This is a genomic window from Maribacter sp. Hel_I_7, from assembly GCF_000688315.1.
Taxonomy (GTDB): Bacteria; Bacteroidota; Bacteroidia; order Flavobacteriales; family Flavobacteriaceae; genus Maribacter; species Maribacter stanieri.
Window position 1 is genome coordinate 1,695,129 of sequence record NZ_JHZW01000002.1, and the last position, 19,210, is coordinate 1,714,338.

The window sequence follows — 19,210 nt, forward strand, 5'->3', positions numbered from 1 at the left end:
AAAAACACTCATCATGTTTAAAAACTATCTGAAAATAGCATGGAGGAATTTAATTCGGAATAAAGGTTTTTCGATTTTAAATATTGCAGGTCTTTCTATTGGGCTTACCGTGTTTACTCTAATTGTTCTTTGGATAAATTTTGAATTAGGATTCGACCGATTTCATGAAAACCAAGAGCGTATTTATGAAGTTAACAATCAATATGATGTTGAGGGTGAAATTTGGACATGGAACTCCACGCCTAAAGCAATGGCACCTGCAATAAAGAAAGATTACCCAGAAGTAGAACGCGTATCTAGATACTTTTACGATACCCCATTTTTATTTTCCGTAGGTGTTAAACGAATTAAGGCAACGGGCACAATTGTAGATCCGGATTTCTTGAGCATTTTTAGTTTCCCCTTAGTACAAGGTGATATTGCCAGTGTCTTTAGTGATGTAAATTCAGTGGTGATTACAGAGACTTTCGCTAAAAAGATGTTTGGCGATAAAGACCCTATTGGTGAAATAGTAGTAATTGATAATGCCGACACATTTAAGGTTACGGGAATTTTAAAAGATTTACCAACCAATACGGATTTTTCCTTTGAATTTTTGGTGCCTTGGGCATATTTAACTCAAAAAGGTTGGGACGATACCCATTGGGGTAATAACTCTGTGGCTACTTATATAATGCTTAAGAAGGACGTCAACTTTTCTGATTTTTCGACTAAAATTAAAACCTTAAGAGAAAACTATGATGAAGATTCTTCTGATATGGTTACCCTCTTATATCCATATTCAAGAACCTATTTGTATAATGAATTTGAAAATGGAAAGGAAGTTGGTGGTAGAATAGATTTAATAAAGATGTTCGGTATCATAGCGGCAATTATTCTAATAATCGCCTGTATTAATTTCATGAACTTAAGTACGGCCAGAAGTGAAAAAAGAGCAAAAGAAGTTGGTGTTAGAAAAGTAATGGGAGCCCCTAAAAAGCATTTGATTTATCAATTTTTGGGAGAATCTATTCTGATTTCAGCTATTGCCGCAATCTTTTCAATACTTCTAGTGCTATTGGTGCTGCCTGCGTTTAATGATCTGGTAGGTCATGAACTTGAATTGGATTTTACCAGTATGTGGTTTTGGATTTCAACGTTGGCAATTGTTTTATTTACCGGTCTATTGGCAGGTAGCTACCCGGCATTGTACTTATCGGCATTTAAACCATCGGCAGTTTTAAAAGGCACATTCCATAAAGCAGATACCCTAATTACGCCAAGAAAGGTTTTGGTAGTGGTTCAATTTTCTGTGGCAATAATATTAATTACGTCAACACTAATTATAAGCCAACAATTAGATAAAGTTCAAAATAGACAACTTGGCTATTCAAAGGATAACTTGATTTACACTTTTTTAGAAGGTGATATTGATAAGAATTATGAGTTGATCAAGAAAGAATTGCTCAAGTCTGGAGCGGCGTCTTCCATTACCAAAACAAGTTCGCCTATTACAGAAAGTTGGAGTAATACTTGGGGGTTTGAATGGAGCGGAAAAAATGAAAATGATAAAACAATTGTATTAAGATTAATTGCTGATGATGTTGTTGCCGAAACTATGGGTTTGGAGCTATTGTCTGGTCGCGATTTAAATCTGCAAGAATTTCCTACTGATTCTACAGCAGTACTATTAAACGAGTCAGCTGTCTCGCTTATGGGTTTTAATGAACCCTTAGGTCAAATTATTAAAGACAATGGGATAGAATGGCATGTTGTTGGGGTGGTAAAAGACTTTGTATTCAATTCGCCATTTCAGAAAATAGAACCATTGGTAATTGAAGGGGCGAAAGGGTGGTTTAATGTAATGCATATGAAACTGAACGAGGCAAATTCTACTTCAGAAAATTTAGCTATCATCGAAAATATATATAAGAAATACAATCCAGAGTATCCTTTTGATTTTGAATTCGTGGATGGAGAATATGCAGAAAAATTCAGTGATCAGCAAAGAATAGGTAAACTTGCTACACTGTTTACACTGTTAACAATTTTAATCTCTTGTCTAGGCTTGTTTGGTTTGGCGAGTTATATGGCAGAGAATAGAATTAAAGAGGTAGGTATTCGAAAAGTATTGGGTGCTTCGGTTACTACAATAGTGACGCTTCTATCTAAAGATTTTCTAAAACTGGTAGCTATATCTATTCTAATTGCAATTCCTATTGCTTGGTATTATATGTCTAATTGGTTAGAAGAATTCGATTTTAGAATATCCATTTCAGTGTGGGTATTTGCAATTGCCGGTGGTCTTACGTTAGTAATAGCATTGGTAACGGTAAGTTTTCAAGCAATAAAAGCAGCAAGGGCAAATCCTGTAAAAAGTTTAAGATCAGAATAAACCATCAATCAATCATTAAAAAAAACACTCATCATGTTTAAAAACTATTTAAAAATTGCTTGGCGAAACTTAATAAAAGATAAAACGAATACCGGTTTAAATGTAGTGGGATTATCCATAGCTTTTGCCGTGGTAATATTGCTGGGAATGGCAGCCATGTTTCAACTTTCGTATGATGGTTTTCACACAAATGTCGATTCAATTTATAAGGTTGTGCGTACAGAACAAACTCCTAAAGGGCCAAAAGCAGGTACAGTTCAACCAGCACCTTTAGCCCCCGCATTATATGCTGAGGTACCTGGAGTGAAAGGAATAGCCAGATGTGCAGAAGATGGAACGCTTGCGCTCTATAATGACAAAGAGGTAAATATGGATATTATTTGGGTAGACCAAGAATTCTTTTCCATGTTCAGCTTTCCTATTCTTAACGGGAATGATAAGAACCCCTTAGAGAATTTAAATTCTGTTGTGGTTACAAAAGATGGGGCAAATAAATTATTTGGGTCAACCGATGTTATTGGAAAAACGTTTAACCTTTTGGTAAATGGGCAGGAAACGCCATTTACGGTAAGTGCTATTGCAGACAATATACTTCCGCAAAGCAATTTAGATTTTCAAATTGCCGCTAGATTTGAAAGTCATAACGAGTATAATGAAAGTAAAGAAGCGTGGGATAGACAATATCACGCGGTATATGTAGAACTTGACGAAGGTATGACGGCATCAGTTTTTGAAAAAAGTAGCGAGCCCTTTATAGACCTTCACTACGAGGAAGGTATAAATCGTTTAAAAAGAGATGGAGCAACGGCAGATGAAAATGGTCGTTTTATAAATCTTAAACTGGTTCCGCTTAAAGATGTACATTTTGCAAAATTTAAAAACGGATTTGTTGAGGTGAGTAGGAGTAGGCCGTACCTCATTTTCGGTATCGCTTTATTAATATTGTTCATTGCCTGTGTCAACTATATAAACATGAGTATTGCAAAGACGGCAAAACGCCTAAAGGAAATAGGTATGCGTAAAACCTTAGGGGCACAAAAGCAGCAACTGTTTTTTCAATTTTGGAGCGAAAGTTTGTTTGTTTTTCTATTATCTATAACTATTGGTGTGGTGTTGAGTGCAGTTTTTTTGAATGATTTTAAGTCAATGTTCAATACACAGATTTCTTCAGAACTACTTTTATCACCTGTATTTTTAGTAGGACTTTTACTAACAGTCCTTGTTATTACCATGCTTGTTGGTGGTTACCCTGCACTATTGATGAGCCGTTTAGGCACAATTCAGTCTTTAAAAGGAAAATTGGAATCTTCGGGCAGCAATAAGGTGAGGAACGTACTTATGGTGTTTCAATTTGGCATAGCAATTCTTATGATAGTTGGCACTTTGGTCTTATGGGGGCAAATTGATTATATGCGGAATAAGCATTTAGGTTTTGATAAAGAACAGGTGGTTTCCTTTCCTTTAAACGGCAAGCGTAATAGTCACGATATGGTAGAGTTGTTGCGTGACGAGCTAAGCGGTAATCCAGATATAATTTCAGTCAGCGGTTCTGATAGTAATTTGGGCCTAGGAAAAGATGGTGGTAGGTCTTCTAGCGGCATTGGTTTTGAATATAAAGGTCGTATTGTAATGACTAATTTTTTAGTGGTTAATCATGAATACATCCAAACATTAGGATTGAACGTGGTTGCCGGACGAAGTTTTGAGAGTGCCGGCGATAGCTTAGGGGTTGTAATCAATGAAGCAATGGCCAAAGAATTAGGAGAACAAAATCCGCTAGTTTCACAATTAGAGATTGATGATGGTGTATTTTATCCCGTTTACGGGGTTGTTAAAGATTACAATTTCACAGATTTAGATCGGGAAATTGCGCCAATGACTTTTTTTATGAGTAGGCAACAAAATCTTACCTATGGTTTTGTAAAAGTCTCGCCAGCTAACATGGCCAATTCATTTGCTGCAATTGAATCTGCATGGAAAAAACTAGAACCTAATGCAGAATTTTTAGGATCCTTTGTAGACGAGAATATAGATAGAACATTTAAGCAAGAAAAAACAACGGCTAAAATGATTGCCAGTGGTTCTATAATAGCAATTTTGTTAAGTTGTATGGGGCTCTTCGCAATGTCTTTGTTAATAGTATCGCAACGAACTAAAGAAATAGGCATAAGAAAAGTAGTTGGGGCCAGTGTTACCTCAATTACCTATATTCTGACCAAAGACTTTTTGAAATTGGTTTTGATTGCCTTTGTAATCGCTTCACCAATTGCATGGTGGGCAATGCGCGAATGGCTCCAAAATTATGCATACAAAATTGAATTGAGTATCTGGTATTTTGTGGCAGCGGGTGCGCTGGCATTAATAATTGCCTTTCTAACAATTGGTACAAGAACCGTTAGAGCAGCTAGGGCAAACCCGGTAAAAAGTTTAAGAACAGAGTAAAAAACGAACCATGTTATTAAACCATCTAAAATTATCTTTTCGTAATCTGTGGAAAAATAGAACGCTTTCCTTTCTTAACCTTTTGGGCTTAAGTATAGGTATTGGTAGTGTATTAACGCTCATGTTTTCTGTGTATGCCTATTATGTAGCAGATTCCATGATTCCAGAGCAAGAACATATCTATTACTTAAAGACACATTTAAATGATGGTAATGATTACAATGAAGTAGTATACCCTTTGTTGGATAAAATAAAGAGTACGTCGCCAGAATTAAAAGCAGGTACGCACCTGCATGGTTGGGGAGATGTATGGTTAGAAGCTGGGGATAAGGAATTTCAAAATACAACAACTTATGCCGACCCAGAATTCTTTATGGTTTTTGGACTACCTCTAAAATATGGAAACCATAACACTGCATTTAAAGAAAAGTATTCTATTGTCTTGACCGATAAGGTAAGCAAGCAGTTTTTCGGAGAAGAAAACCCAGTAGGTAAAAGCCTAAAAGCGGCAGATACATTAAACCTTACCATTACGGGGGTGTTAGAACCTATAAGTCCGTATTCTTCTTTTAGATTAGGTGTCTTATTGCCAAATACACTTTTAAAGGACAACCCTATATTTAAACAACAGACCAATTGGAACAATAGTTTTTCACCGATATTCTTAAAGCTAAATCCAGAAACAGATATTGCGTTATTTGAAAAGAAGGTAGACAAATTGGTGCAGGAGAATTATGCGGATCCTTCTGTAATTTCAAGAATGGAGGTTATGCCGCACTCAGAAGTTAGAATGGATTCTATACCGGTGGTTGAAATAATTATTGCGGGTAACATCGCCACTTCTTTTTTTGTATTGCTTTTAGTGCTAGTAAATCTTCTGAACTTAAATACCTCTACTATGTTTCGGAGAACAAAAGACATTGCAGTTCGCAAAATATTGGGAGGTAATAGTAAAGGGGTAATTACCCAGTTTTGCCTTGAAAATGGGATTTTGGTATTGTTTTCCATACTTATTTCTAGTGTTCTTTTCTTCGGATTTTTATTACCGAAAATGAATGATGTCTTTGGGGCGGATTTTGGTGAGATTAATTTTAGCCTTAAAAATGATTATCCGGTAATTTTAGGGGCGATTGCCTTAGGTGTTTTGGTGACATTAGTGGTGGGCATATTACCTACATTAAGGTTTGTTTCTTTACCGGTTTCACAAGGTATCAAAGGAAAGATAGATAGTGCTAAGGGAAGTTTTATTTTACGTAATTCATTCATCATCCTTCAATTTTCTATAGCCATACTTTTTATCTGTATTGCAATCATTTTAAACAGTCAGATCGGGTTCATGAAAAAGGCAGACTTGGGATTTGAGCGTAATCATGTTATTGTAGGTAACATAGATCTTGATTATAAGAATATGGATGCCGCCAACTCTAGTTTTAAAGCGCTGTTAAATGATTTAGAAGCCAATCCGTATGTAACGCATGTTAGTACGAGCCAGTCAGTTCCTTCAGATTATTATTTCAATTATACTACATTTTATGACCCAAATACAGAGTCAGATGTTCGTTTTAGAAGGTCATATACAGATGATGGTTACTTGAAAACGCTACAGATTCCGCTGGTAGAAGGAAGAGATTTTGACAGTGATATTGACAATGGAGAAGAAACGCCTGTTATTATTAATCGTAGTGCCATGGAAGCTTTTGGTTGGACAACAATAGAGGGAAAACGATTGAAATATAAAAACAGCGATTTCATAGGTAACCCTATTGTTGGGGTAATGAAAGATTTTCACTATCAAGATTTACAAAATGCGGTAGAACCTCTGGTACATTATTATAGAGATGAAGAGAATTTAGCCAAACATCGCTACCTAACGGTCCGGGTTGTTGATGGAAAGGAAAAAGAAATAAAGAACATATTAGCGACTGCTTTTGCTAAAATAGATTCCAGAAAAAATTATGACCAAGGTGATTTAAGTGATAAAGTAAGTGGACAATATCGTTTAATTGATGGAATGCTAAAAACAGTAAACGTGGTTGCATTGCTAACCATATTTATATCTTGTTTGGGCATGTTCGGTCTTATTTCATTTATGGCAAAAAGACGAATTAAAGAAATTGGTATACGTAAAGTCTTAGGTGCTGGGGTACTAAAAATAGTCGTGTTGCTTTCAAAGGATTATATAATCTTGGTAGGTATTGGAGCTTTAATTGCTTTTCCAATTGCATGGTATATGATGAGTGCTTGGCTGGGTAGCTTTGCCTATAGTATTTCCATTCAATGGTGGATGTTTGCTTTGGCAGGAAGTATTGCCTTCTTCATAACGGCATTTACATTAGGCATACAGGCGATAAAATCAGCGATGGCCAACCCTGTAAAAAGTTTACGAACAGAGTAAAACTAAACTAATATGCTACGCAATTATTTAAAAATAGCTTTTCGTAATATTTGGAAAAATAAGACATTTTCCCTGATTAATATATTGGGTCTTTCTATTGGTTTAAGTGCTTCATTCGTAATTGGTGCTATGGTTTTTTACGACCTTACTTTTGATAAATTTCATACTGATGGTGATAGAATTTATAGGGTCACATCTTCGTTTGAAGGTGCGTTGGGTGTGTTTTATAATGCGGGAGTAACGGTTCCTTTGGCACAAGAGCTAAAAGAATTGAGAACTGATGAGATTGAAACGGTCGCTCCTTTCTTTACTACGTATCCCTTACATGTTGCAAATCAAGAAACGGGGAATAAATTCAAAGACCCCGATTTTGTGATTTATACAGAACCTTCATATTTTAAAACATTTGAATATGATTGGTTGGCGGGCGATTCAAATAGTGCTTTGGAAGAGCCAAATATGGTGGTGTTGACTAAAGAACGAGCCATAAAATATTTTCCAAATCAAGAACCAAGTAACGTTGTAGGGAAGTCGCTTGTTTATAATGATAGTATCCATGCTACTGTTTCAGGTATTGTAGATGGTTTTGATGGTCGTACAGACATAGTTTTTGAAGAATTTATTTCTTTGAAAACAGCGGCTAGACAAGATATGACCAATGCGATAAATGAATCAGGATGGGACAATACAAATTCAGCATCTCAATTATTTCTTAAACTTTCAGAAAATGCTATTACAAATAATGTTCAAAAAACACTAACACGAATTGCAAAAGAACATGATGAACCAGAAAATTCGCATTCGGGTGCTAGTAAAAGAAGGTTCATGTTACAGCCTTTAAGCGATATTCATCTAAACCCTAATTATGGAACCTTCGATTTTAATGAAAGTAGAACAACAAAGGCGGCGTTAAAAAGTCTTCTATTATTAGCATTTATTTTATTGATATTAGGATGTATTAACTTCATTAATTTAAATACGGCTCAAGCAATAAAAAGAGCAAAAGAAATAGGTATTAGAAAAACTTTAGGTAGTTCAAGATCACAATTGATAGTTCAATATTTAGGAGAAACATTTTTATTGACATTGTCGGCAGCAGTACTTTCAATATTTATCTCAAAATGGCTATTAATTTTATTTTTAGATTTTATTCCTGCCGGATTAAGTTTCGATATTTTTTTAAACCCATGGTTATTGTCAGGTGTTTTTCTGTTACTTTTTTTAGTAACGGTTTTATCTGGTTTTTATCCTGCTTTGGTTATGTCTAAATACAAACCTGTTTCAGTATTTAAACAGCAAATCATACCTAATTCTGATAAAGGCTCTTTAAGAAAGTATTTGACGGTATTTCAATTTGTTATTGCGCAAGTGTTTATTATAGCTACGCTGATGGTAGGTAAGCAGTTGAACTATATTATGAAAAAGGACATGGGCTTTAAGACAGAGGCAATTGCATATTTTAAAACTCCATGGCAAGATACATCGGCTGTAAAACGAACAAGATTTGTAAATAGAATACAAGATTTGGCAGGCATATCAAATGTGGTACTCGCAGGTAATCCTCCCGCTTCATTTTCTACTATGACCATGGATGTGAAATACATAAAAGATAGTACAGAAGTAAATTCATATCTACACCTAATGTATGGTACTGCCAACTATTTTGATTTATATAATTTAAAGCTACTAGCCGGTAGAATGCCTTTGAATGATTCTATAAGTGAGTACGTAGTGAATAAATCATATTTGAAAGCTGTAGGTTTAGAAAATGAGGTAGATATAGTCGGCAAAAATTTAATAGTTGATGGTGATAATTTGCCTATAGTTGGAGTCATGGAAGATTTTAATCAACACTCTTTAAAATACGGTGTAGCACCGATGGCATTAACAGGCAGTTCTTACAGTGGTAAATGGACACAATACAAAACCATTCATTTTAAATTAAATAGTAATGAAACAGCTGATTGGTCTAAAACTATCTATGGAATAGAAATTATTTGGAAGGATATATATCCAGAATCTGATTTTGAATATGCTTTTATGGATGATACTGTTAAGCAGTTTTATGAAAGTGAGCAAAAAACATCGATACTCTTACAATGGGCAACTGGGTTGGCAATTCTTATTAGTTGTTTAGGTTTATTAGGTTTGGTTATACACACAACCGAACGCAGAAGAAAAGAAATAGGAATCCGAAAAATACTCGGGGCCAATCTATTCCAATTAAATTATTTATTGTCAAAAGATTTTTTAAAACTGGTTTTCATCGCTTTTGTAATTGCAGCACCGATTGCATGGTACGGACTACATAATTGGTTAGAAGAATTTGCAACTAAAACAGATTTAAGCTGGTGGATTTTTGCTCTGAGCGGTATAGCAATGGTAGTCGTCTCATTATTAATTATGACTATTAAAACTATAAAATCGGCGATGGCCAACCCTGTAAAAAGTTTGAGAACAGAGTAATAATCAAGACATTAATCAACAACCAACTAACACACTATTTCACTAACAAACTAATACACTATATAAAACATGTTATTACAATTAAAAAATATTTTCAAGTGGGTACAACAAGGCGGTCAGCGCGTATTTTTGTTGAAAGATATTAATCTAGAAGTAGAAGAAGGGGAATTTATTTCCATTATGGGACCGTCTGGTTCAGGGAAGTCTACATTGCTAAATGTTATAGGAATGTTAGATACTTTTGATGAAGGAGAATATGGTTTCTTGAGCGAATCTGTTCATACCCTAAAAGAAAAATATCGCTCTAATTTGTATAAAGAGTATATCGGCTTTGTATTTCAATCATATCATTTGTTAGATGATTTAACGGTGGAAGAAAATCTAGAAATGCCATTGTTGTACAAAAAGATAAAAAGCTCTGAACGCAAGGCTTTGGTAGCTGATATGCTAGATAGATTCAATATTGTCGGTAAAAAAGATTTATTCCCAACACAGTTAAGTGGTGGTCAACAGCAATTAGTGGGCGTAGCCCGTGCATTGATTGGTAAGCCAAAATTGATATTGGCAGATGAACCGACCGGAAATCTTAACTCACAGCAAAGCGAAGAAATTATGGAGCTTTTCAAGAAGCTAAATGAAGAGGACGGAGTTACGATTATTCAAGTAACGCATTCGGAGAAAAATGCGGAGTACGGTTCAAGAATTATCAACCTTTTAGATGGTAGAAAGATTTAAATTTCTACGGACTGTTATTTCGAGCGTAGTTGAAAACTTATAGGTTAGAATTTATTTTCGAATGTCAGTTCGTGTTCCCATTATTCAATTTTTTATTGAATAATGGGTGTACTTCGGCTAAGCACAGGAGAACTGTCGCGAACCTTTTGAAAACAAATAGTTCCCACCTGAAAAAAAAATGCGGTATTCTAACAACCAACAACCAACAACCACTAATCTGTATACCCTTCAGGATGCATTTCGTCAAACTCAGTTTGGTCTTGAAAAGCCTTGGCTAATAAAAGTATACTCGCTTCGTCATATAAATTACCAACTAAGGTGATGCTGGTAGGGTGTTTTTCTTTATCCAATCCTGTTGGAATTGCAATAACCGGGTGTCCGGTAAGATTAGTGATAATTAATTGTTTGTTGCCAAATGTAGGAGAGATCAGCACATCATAATCTTTCATGATAGCCTGCATTTTTTCAATAAGCACTTGTCGGTGACGGTTAGCTTGTAAATATTCCACTGCAGGAATAAAACGCGCTTGACGCAAAGAATTTGCTCTAGAGCGTTGATCTTGCTCCACCATTTTATCAACATTTTCAGAACGTACCAAATCGTCGAAAAAAGCTCCTGCCTCAGCTCGTAATATCACATCAAAACTATTGTAGGGAATATCTTTTGGTAATTCTACTTCGTCTAGCGTAATTTCCATTTCTTTAAAAGTCTTCAATGCCTTTTCTAAGTTGTCTTTACTAAGCGAGGTGTCTTTGTCTATATCCTTTTTTAGATATGCAACGCGAAGTGTTTTGTAATCTTTTTTGGGTTCAAATCCGTCTGGGAAATCGGTAGTCATACCATCCTTTGAATCTTTACCGGTAATTACACTATATACAATAGCGCAGTCTTCGGCACTTCTTGCCATAGGACCAACTTTGTCCATAGACCAGCTTAAACTCATCACTCCGTGTCTACTTACTCTACCGTATGTTGGTCGTAAACCTGTTATTCCGTTTCGGTTACTTGGTGATGTAATAGAGCCAAGTGTTTCTGTACCCAAGGCAAAAGGAACTAACCCAGCTGAGGTTGCCGAGCCCGATCCTGCAGAAGATCCTGTAGCACCTTGCTCGGTATCCCACGGGTTTTTGGTTTTTCCATCAAACCACACATCACCACGAGCTAAAGAGCCAGAAACAAGTTTAGCGACTAAAACGCCACCGGCAGCCTGTAATTTCTCTACCACAGTTGCTGTCATTTCAATTTGTTGATTACGGTAAGGTTCTGCTCCCCATGTGGTTTTGTACCCTTCTACGGCCATTAAATCTTTTACACCGTAAGGTATGCCATGCAAAATTCCGCGATAGTTTCCGGCAGCAAGTTCGGCATCCAATACTTTGGCTTGTTCCAGCGCCATTTCTTCGGTAATGGTTATGGTGCATTGGAGTAGGGGATTATATTTTTTTAATCGCTCAATAAAAAACTGCGTCAGTTCATAAGAGCTAATTTTTTTGTTTTTGATGAGGGAGGCGAGCTGAGGTATGGAGTAAAATGCAAGGTCTGCCTCTTTAGCAGGTAATTGCACATCATTCGGAATCTCCCATTCAGGAAACCCAGCTTGTTCTTTCGGGGTGAAGTTTAAAGGTAATGGGTTAAACCGAACAGCAGGTATTACATCGTTATCTAAAGTGTATTTTCTTAAAGTATCATATCCTTCTTTATTTCTTTTTAAATAGGGATAAAGTGTATCTATATATTTCTTATCAAAATCTAATCCCGCTAGTTTTTGAGATCGTTTTACATCCTTTTTAGAAAATTCATTTTTTGAGCTAGAGCAAGCAGTAGCTATTAGAATAATAAATACGAAAGTTAATAGAAGCGGAGTTCTTTTTACAGGCTGGTACATTGGTTGAATTTTAAAGAAGATTCTAATTTACAGTTTTTAGATAGTTTCTTTTGACTTCAAAATCATAAATAATCTAGAAATGAATATATACCAATAAGAGGTTCTATTTATAATGGCATATTCATTTTCAATACGCTAGCTTCCTAATCTAATAACTAAGGATTATCTTTGTTGTTTAGAATGAATTTATATAATGAAGATAGATAAAAAGGACATCTTAAAAGCTTTGGAACACATTACGGTTCCTGGGGAAGGTAAGAACATGGTAGAAAGCGGAGCTGTTACCAATATTCAGATCTTTGGTGATGAGGTTGAAGTTGATATTACCATTACAAATCCAAGTTTACAGGCACGTAAAAAGACCGAAGTGGAGATTTTAAAAATCATACACAAAGAGGTTTACGAAAAGGCAAAAATTAAAATTAACGTTAAGGTCGATGCACCAGCTGCAAAACCAAAGACGAACGAGATAAAGGGGAAACCAATTCCTGGTATTACCAATATTATTGCCGTTGCTTCTGGTAAAGGAGGAGTGGGCAAATCTACCGTTACCGCAAACCTTGCTGTGACTTTGGCTAAAATGGGCTTTAAAGTTGGTCTTTTAGATGCTGATATTTATGGACCATCAATGCCAATAATGTTCGATGTGGCAAATGACAAACCACTTGCGGTGAACATAGATGGAAAATCTAAAATGAAGCCGGTAGAAAGTTATGGCGTTAAATTATTATCAATTGGTTTTTTTACACAAAGAGACCAAGCGGTAATATGGAGAGGACCTATGGCATCTAAAGCATTGAACCAAATGATTTTTGATGCACACTGGGGAGATTTAGATTTTATGCTAATTGATTTACCGCCGGGCACTGGAGATATTCATTTAAGTATTATGCAATCTTTACCAATTACGGGAGCGGTTGTAGTAAGTACACCTCAAGAAGTTGCTTTGGCAGATGCTAGAAAAGGGGTAGCGATGTTTCAGCAAGACTCTATAAACGTACCAGTATTGGGAATTGTAGAGAATATGGCCTACTTTACACCAGCAGAGTTACCAGAGAATAAATACTATATTTTCGGTAAAGAAGGAGCCAAGCATCTTGCAGAAGATTTGAAGGTACCTTTCCTTGGTGAAATGCCATTGGTACAAAGTATACGAGAAGCAGGTGATGTTGGTAGACCGGCAGCCTTACAAGAAGGAACTCCAGTAGAGAAAGCTTTTGAAGAATTGACTAAAAAGGTTGTTAGTGAGGTTGTTGCTAGAAATAAGACAATGCCACCTACAGAATCTATAAAGATTACAACAATGGCGGGTTGCTCGCCAGTTAATAAAAAATAGATATGACATCAGCTGAACTAAAATTGAATGTTGAAAAAGCACTAGAAGAAATCAGACCTTTTTTACAAAGCGATGGTGGTGACATTACGTTGATATCTATTGATGATGAATCTTCTGTTAAAGTTAGATTAGAAGGGGCTTGTGTTGGTTGTAGTGTAAATCAAATGACACTGAAAAGTGGTGTTGAAATGACTATAAAAAAATATGCTCCCCAGATACAAGAAGTAATTAATATAGAAGCTTAAATTCTGATAATTGTCATGATTTATAAAACTATAGATTGATAATTTTGAAAGGTATTACAAAGAATTGAAGTAATGATTAAGACCGATATATTGATTATTGGCGCAGGACCTACGGGTCTTTTTGCCGTTTTTGAAGCAGGACTCCTAAAACTAAAATGCCATTTAATTGATGCCTTGCCACAGGCAGGCGGGCAATGTTCAGAAATCTATCCTAAAAAACCTATTTATGATATTCCTGGTTTTCCAGAGGTATTGGCGGGTGATTTGGTAGATAATTTAATGGAACAGATTAAATCTTTTCAACCAGGGTTTACTCTGGGTGAACGCGCTGAGACCATCAAAAAACTAGAAGACGGTACATTTGTGGTGACCACTAATAAAGGAACGGAACACCATGCACCAGTAGTTGCTATTGCAGGAGGTTTGGGAAGTTTTGAGCCTAGAAAACCATTGTTAGAAAATTTGTCAAAATTTGAAGACAACGGTGTTGCCTATATGATTAAAGATCCTGAGGTGTATCGCGATAAAAAAGTAATTATTGCAGGTGGTGGTGATTCTGCTTTAGATTGGAGTATTTTCTTGGCAGATGTAGCATCGCAAGTGACTTTGGTACATAGAAGAAATGAATTTAGAGGAGCCTTGGATTCTGTTGAAAAAGTTCAAGAACTAAAGGATAAGGGAAAATTAAATTTAATTACACCTGCAGAGATTATTGGTCTTAATGGTGATACGCAATTGGAATCTGTTCTAATCAGAAAGATTTCTGATGATAACGAAGAACTTGTTTTAGAGGTAGATGATTTTATTCCTTTATTCGGACTCTCACCAAAACTAGGTCCTATTGGAGATTGGGGATTAGAAATTGAAAAAAATGCAATCAAAGTAGATACATTCGATTATCAAACAAACATTCCTGGAATTTATGCCATTGGCGATGTTAATACCTATCCCGGTAAATTAAAGTTGATTCTTTGTGGTTTCCACGAAGCAACGCTAATGTGCCAAAGTGCTTTTCAAAAAATTCATCCAGATAAAAAATATGTGATGAAATACACAACCGTAGGTGGTGTAAGCGGTTTTGACGGAACTAAAAAAGAAGCGCCAAAAGCCGTAGTGAAAGCGATTGAATAAATTATAAGGTGTAAGGGCAAAGGATTTAGGAGCTAGTAAATATGGCTGTAAAAAGATTTGAAGATTTATTAGTTTGGCAAAAATCACAAGATTTAGCTGTTTTAGTTTATAAAGATTTTATAAACTTGAAAGATTATTCTTTTAAAGACCAAATCTCTAGAGCCTCAGTTTCAATATCCAATAATATTGCTGAAGGTTTTGACCGAAAAACTAACCCTGATTTTATCAGGTTTTTATATTTTGCAACAAGTTCAAATAGCGAGGTAAGGTCTATGTTGTATTTGTCTGAAAGATTAAAATATTTACCAAAAGAGAGAACAGTTGAATTAATTGATAAGTCCAATGAAATTTCTAGAATGCTTTACGGACTAATTCAATCCATGAAATAAACTAGTTCACTGAACCCTAATTACTAAATCCTATAAATGACTGATATCAAGATAAAAATAACTGACCGCGATGGAGTATTGCACGAGATAGATGCTCCAACCGATATGAACATGAATCTAATGGAAGTAGTTCGTTCATACGAATTAGCGCCAGAAGGTACAATTGGTATTTGTGGAGGTATGGCTATGTGTGCTTCATGTCAATGTTATGTATTGTCAGATACTGAACTTCCAGAAATGGGTGATGATGAAGAAGCTATGTTATCCGAAGCTTTCAACGTAAAAGATAATTCACGTTTAGGCTGTCAATTACATATCACTGAAGATATGGACGGACTAGAAGTAGAACTGGCACCAGAGGAGTTATAGTTTTTCTTTTGCTTCTAAAATATGGGTATAGGGTTTTGTGATGTTATGAGAATTTATTATTCCTCCAGATACTTCAAAATTAATATTAGGTATTTCCTTACTTCTTGGCTTTAAGTTAAAATAATGACTTATAGGTGCTATTATTGGTGAAATTTGAAATTTAAAATTATTATCAAAGGTTTGTATATCTAGTTTTGAATTATTGAAATCAGTTTTCCAAATTGAGACATTGTTGAACTTAATTGAAGTGATAATGGAATTAGTAAAACTTGATTCAATTATTTGGTAATTTAAAATTTTCGCCCCCGATAAGTTTGAGTGTGAAAGATCTATATTTTTCATATTGTCAATATTTAGATTATTGAATGAAAGGTTTTTAAAATAATAATCGGGGAAATAGTTATTATTCGAATTTTTATCAGTTATGCTGGTAGTGTCTACATTTATATTGTTTATTGTTATAACTACCTGATAATAATTTTTTTGTGTTACTGGATGAATATAACTGCTTTCTGAACCGTGAATAATTTTATAACTGGATACTTCATTTATAGGTTTAAGATTTTTGGAGCTATTAGTTAAAGTACCATATAAAATTTCTCCAAATTCTAAAATATGATTTTGTTTACTGTTAAAAATTGATTCTTGAAGATTAGCTCCACTAAAATTCACGTTTTGTAAAATACATTCTAGAAATTCTGCTTTTTCCGCTTTGATTACGGCCATATTTGCGTCAGTTAAATCAGATTTAATGAAATGTGTATTAAAAAAAATTGAATAATTAAATATAGTATTGGTAAGAGTTGAATTCCGGAATATACTATTGGAAATATTACAATTAATAAAAATAGAATTTGTAAGATCAATACCGTTAAAAATGGTACTGCTCAGAAAAGAACTTTGTAGCTCTGTATTTTGAAAATTAGATTTTTTAAAAATAGAATCATAGGTGTTTTGATGTAATTTAAAGTTAATTAGTGCGGATAATAATTGCCCCTTTTCAGGACTAATTGCTCTTTTTGTGATAGTGTCATTGGCAAGATATTTATAGGGTTTTAATGCTTGAGTTAATGAAGCAATTCTTGCAATAAGTTCTGAGGATAACTTTCTCTCATTTGATGTTTTTAATTCCTCATCAATTTTGTCCAAAACATTGCTAAAGAGGTAAACTATAGAGCTTCGACGGTCAGCTTCTTGAAGGTTTGTTTGTTGACTAATTCTATCATTTTGAAAATCTAATAAAGTATTTTGTTTGTCGATAAGATAATTTTGTGCATCGGTTTTTTCGTTTTGAAACTCAACTAATTTATTTTGTCTTCCAAATAGTGCATTCTGTGAGTCGACTTTGATATTTGATTCTTTAAATAGTTGATTTTGGATTTCTACTAACTTAGTCTGTTGATTTAAAATATCTGTCTGTATATCAAAAATATCACTTTGATAATCTGATATTCTTAATTGAACAAATATAAATATAGTGGTGATTATACTAGCTAAGGCTGAAAGCCAAGCTGGCCAGTTAATATGTTTGTTAGCTTTTTTGCTTTGATTTTCCTTTAGGGATTGAGCTTTATTCCTAGATAAAGCAATTCTTTTAATTGCCTCCTTTTTTAAATTCACTTTATTTATTTTAAGATAAAAAAACTAGGGGGAAAGTAAATATACTATATCCTAGCCTGATACGTAAACAAGTTATGGTATCTACCTTCTTTAAGAATTAGCTCTTCATGAGTACCTTGTTCGGCAATGCGTCCGTTTTCAATTACTAAGATTTGATTCGCTTTTCTAATGGTACTTAAACGGTGGGCAATTACAAAAGTAGTTCTTCCTTTGGTCAATTCAGCCAAACTTTTCTGAATCAATGCTTCACTTTCAGTATCTAAATTAGAAGTTGCTTCATCTAATATTAATATTCTAGGGTTTGCCAATACCGCTCTTGCAATGGCAATACGCTGGCGCTGACCTCCAGATAATTTTACGCCACGTTCTCCAATAACAGTATTAAGTCCTTCTTCAAATCTATCTGTAAACTCATCAACATACGCAGCTTTAATTGCAGCTTGTAATTCTTCTTCAGAAGCATCTGGTCTTGGAAAAAGTATGTTTTCTCTAATGGTACCTTCAAAAAGGAAGTCGTCTTGTAAAACAACACCTAAAAACTGTCTAAAACTGGTTAGGTCTACTGTAGCAAGGTCAATACCATCAATAGAGATTTCTCCAGAATCCGGATTTAAGAAACTAGCTGCCAAACCTGCAATAGTAGATTTTCCTGAGCCAGAACTACCGACTAGGGCGATGACATCACCAGAATTTGCTTCAAAACTTATGTTGTGCAAAACATCTTTATCTTCTTCGTAAGCGAAGGAAACATCTTTAAAAACCATATCACCCTTAATATTGGAAAGAGTAATTGTTCGGTTTTTTTCATCGGCCTCAGATACTTTGTTCATTAACTCTTCGGTACGGTCTAGCCCCGCTAATGCTTCTGTTAACTGACTTCCTATATTACTCATTTGTACAATAGGCGCTACCATAAGTGCTAGTAGAAAAGTAAATTCAAAATACTGACCAGTGGTTAATTCACCTTGCATCATTTTATAGCCTCCAAAGCCCATCATAATTCCTGTTGTCGCTAGTCCTAAAAGAAAGGTTGAAGAACTGGTCATTATGGCTGTAGCGGTTAAACTCTTTTTTACATTTTGATATAATCTGTCAACTCCTTCTTCGAAGACTTTACTTTCCTGTGCTTCTGCATTAAATCCTTTAATTACACGTATGCCTCCAAGAGTTTCGGTAAGTCTACCTTTTACTTCCGCATTTATTTTACCTCGTTCTCTAAAAACGGGTCTTATTATTTTAAAAGCTTTTAATGCTATAACCGCAAAAAGAATAAGTGGTACAAAGGTTAATAATGTCATTGTAGGGCTAATTCTCAATAATAGAATTAGAGATACTACAGCAGTTATTGTTCCACCAACAAGTTGAACAAGTCCGGTGCCTATTAGGTTTCGTACACCTTCAACATCACTCATAATTCTAGAAACTAGAGAGCCAGATTTTGTGTTGTCAAAAAAGCGAATAGGAAGTGATAGAACTTGTTTCTGTACTTGAGATCGCAGTTCAGAAATCATATATTGTGCTTGTATGCTAAGCACTTTTGTTAGTAGAAAAGACATAACTGACTGCACCAAGAATGCAAAAATTACAACAGCTACAAGAAGTTTTAATGAATCATAATCTTTGTTGGGAACAATATCATCTAAAAAATAGCGAAGAGAAACTGGTGCAACAAAACTTGCGGCTTTACTTATAACAATAAGGAATAAGCCTAGGAAAACCAATTTTCTACGAGGCCAAATAATAGTTTTAAATGCTGTTAATATACTTACTTTTTTTTCGGACATAGGTGATTTTATTTGGTGTTAGGCCAAGCCAATGCAGT

At 35.0% G+C, this 19,210-nt stretch carries 13 protein-coding genes; 10 read left to right on the forward strand and 3 right to left on the reverse strand.

Annotation, left to right across the window (positions count from 1 at the left end; genetic code table 11):
- The first annotated feature begins 13 nt into the window (after positions 1-13).
- The 5 genes from P178_RS0108950 to P178_RS0108970 all read left to right on the forward strand — a co-directional run bounded on the left by P178_RS0108950 (position 14) and on the right by P178_RS0108970 (position 10,412).
- Entirely contained in the window at positions 14-2,374 is a 2,361-nt protein-coding gene (locus P178_RS0108950) for an ABC transporter permease (RefSeq protein WP_027065911.1), read from the forward strand.
- A 33-nt stretch (positions 2,375-2,407) separates the two neighbouring features.
- A complete protein-coding gene (locus P178_RS0108955; protein ID WP_027065912.1) occupies positions 2,408-4,816 on the forward strand; it encodes an ABC transporter permease in 2,409 nt (802 codons plus the stop codon).
- A 10-nt stretch (positions 4,817-4,826) separates the two neighbouring features.
- Complete coding sequence (locus tag P178_RS0108960; RefSeq protein WP_027065913.1) at positions 4,827-7,211, forward strand: ABC transporter permease; 2,385 nt, start codon at positions 4,827-4,829, stop codon at positions 7,209-7,211.
- 12 nt (positions 7,212-7,223) lie between these two features.
- The gene (locus P178_RS0108965) at positions 7,224-9,677 is read left to right on the forward strand and encodes an ABC transporter permease (protein ID WP_027065914.1); all 2,454 of its coding nucleotides are present in this window, start codon (positions 7,224-7,226) and stop codon (positions 9,675-9,677) included.
- Positions 9,678-9,746: 69 nt separating this feature from the next.
- On the forward strand, positions 9,747-10,412 hold the full coding sequence (locus P178_RS0108970; protein WP_027065915.1) for an ABC transporter ATP-binding protein: 666 nt from the start codon (positions 9,747-9,749) through the stop codon (positions 10,410-10,412).
- A gap of 212 nt (positions 10,413-10,624) precedes the next feature.
- Here P178_RS0108970 and P178_RS0108975 read toward each other — a convergent pair whose 3' ends face one another.
- Positions 10,625-12,298 carry an amidase gene (locus P178_RS0108975; RefSeq protein ID WP_081819408.1) on the reverse strand — a complete coding sequence of 558 codons (1,674 nt, stop codon included), beginning with the start codon at positions 12,296-12,298 and terminating at the stop codon, positions 10,625-10,627.
- A gap of 193 nt (positions 12,299-12,491) precedes the next feature.
- Between P178_RS0108975 and P178_RS0108980 the strand changes: the two genes are divergently transcribed.
- The 5 genes from P178_RS0108980 (at position 12,492) to P178_RS0109000 (ending at position 15,768) form a co-directional block, all read left to right on the forward strand.
- Positions 12,492-13,634: an Mrp/NBP35 family ATP-binding protein gene (locus P178_RS0108980; RefSeq protein ID WP_027065917.1), complete on the forward strand. Its 1,143-nt coding sequence runs from the start codon at positions 12,492-12,494 to the stop codon at positions 13,632-13,634.
- A gap of 2 nt (positions 13,635-13,636) precedes the next feature.
- Positions 13,637-13,879, forward strand: a complete 243-nt coding sequence (locus tag P178_RS0108985; RefSeq protein WP_027065918.1) for a NifU family protein — start codon at positions 13,637-13,639, stop codon at positions 13,877-13,879.
- A gap of 72 nt (positions 13,880-13,951) precedes the next feature.
- A complete protein-coding gene (locus P178_RS0108990; protein WP_027065919.1) occupies positions 13,952-15,010 on the forward strand; it encodes an NAD(P)/FAD-dependent oxidoreductase in 1,059 nt (352 codons plus the stop codon).
- 41 nt (positions 15,011-15,051) lie between these two features.
- Positions 15,052-15,399, forward strand: coding sequence for a four helix bundle protein (locus P178_RS0108995; RefSeq protein WP_027065920.1), 348 nt, complete (start codon positions 15,052-15,054; stop codon positions 15,397-15,399).
- A gap of 36 nt (positions 15,400-15,435) precedes the next feature.
- Complete coding sequence (locus P178_RS0109000; RefSeq protein WP_027065921.1) at positions 15,436-15,768, forward strand: 2Fe-2S iron-sulfur cluster-binding protein; 333 nt, start codon at positions 15,436-15,438, stop codon at positions 15,766-15,768.
- Here the strand turns inward: P178_RS0109000 and P178_RS0109005 are convergent.
- On the reverse strand, positions 15,763-17,388 hold the full coding sequence (locus tag P178_RS0109005; RefSeq protein WP_027065922.1) for a pentapeptide repeat-containing protein: 1,626 nt from the start codon (positions 17,386-17,388) through the stop codon (positions 15,763-15,765). The two genes, P178_RS0109000 and P178_RS0109005, sit on opposite strands and share 6 nt — an antisense overlap.
- 44 nt (positions 17,389-17,432) lie before the next feature.
- Positions 17,433-19,172, reverse strand: a complete 1,740-nt coding sequence (locus P178_RS0109010) for an ABC transporter ATP-binding protein (RefSeq protein WP_027065923.1) — start codon at positions 19,170-19,172, stop codon at positions 17,433-17,435.
- Positions 19,173-19,210 lie beyond the last annotated feature (38 nt).

Bases quoted from the DNA above. Each gene is read 5' to 3' on its own strand.
- P178_RS0108950 (WP_027065911.1), top strand. From the start codon at position 14: ATGTTTAAAAACTATCTGAAAATAGCATGGAGGAATTTAATTCGGAAT.
- P178_RS0108955 (WP_027065912.1), top strand. From the start codon at position 2,408: ATGTTTAAAAACTATTTAAAAATTGCTTGGCGAAACTTAATAAAAGAT.
- P178_RS0108960 (WP_027065913.1), top strand. From the start codon at position 4,827: ATGTTATTAAACCATCTAAAATTATCTTTTCGTAATCTGTGGAAAAAT.
- P178_RS0108965 (WP_027065914.1), top strand. From the start codon at position 7,224: ATGCTACGCAATTATTTAAAAATAGCTTTTCGTAATATTTGGAAAAAT.
- P178_RS0108970 (WP_027065915.1), top strand. From the start codon at position 9,747: ATGTTATTACAATTAAAAAATATTTTCAAGTGGGTACAACAAGGCGGT.
- P178_RS0108975 (WP_081819408.1), bottom strand. From the start codon at position 12,298: ATGTACCAGCCTGTAAAAAGAACTCCGCTTCTATTAACTTTCGTATTT.
- P178_RS0108980 (WP_027065917.1), top strand. From the start codon at position 12,492: ATGAAGATAGATAAAAAGGACATCTTAAAAGCTTTGGAACACATTACG.
- P178_RS0108985 (WP_027065918.1), top strand. From the start codon at position 13,637: ATGACATCAGCTGAACTAAAATTGAATGTTGAAAAAGCACTAGAAGAA.
- P178_RS0108990 (WP_027065919.1), top strand. From the start codon at position 13,952: ATGATTAAGACCGATATATTGATTATTGGCGCAGGACCTACGGGTCTT.
- P178_RS0108995 (WP_027065920.1), top strand. From the start codon at position 15,052: ATGGCTGTAAAAAGATTTGAAGATTTATTAGTTTGGCAAAAATCACAA.
- P178_RS0109000 (WP_027065921.1), top strand. From the start codon at position 15,436: ATGACTGATATCAAGATAAAAATAACTGACCGCGATGGAGTATTGCAC.
- P178_RS0109010 (WP_027065923.1), bottom strand. From the start codon at position 19,172: ATGTCCGAAAAAAAAGTAAGTATATTAACAGCATTTAAAACTATTATT.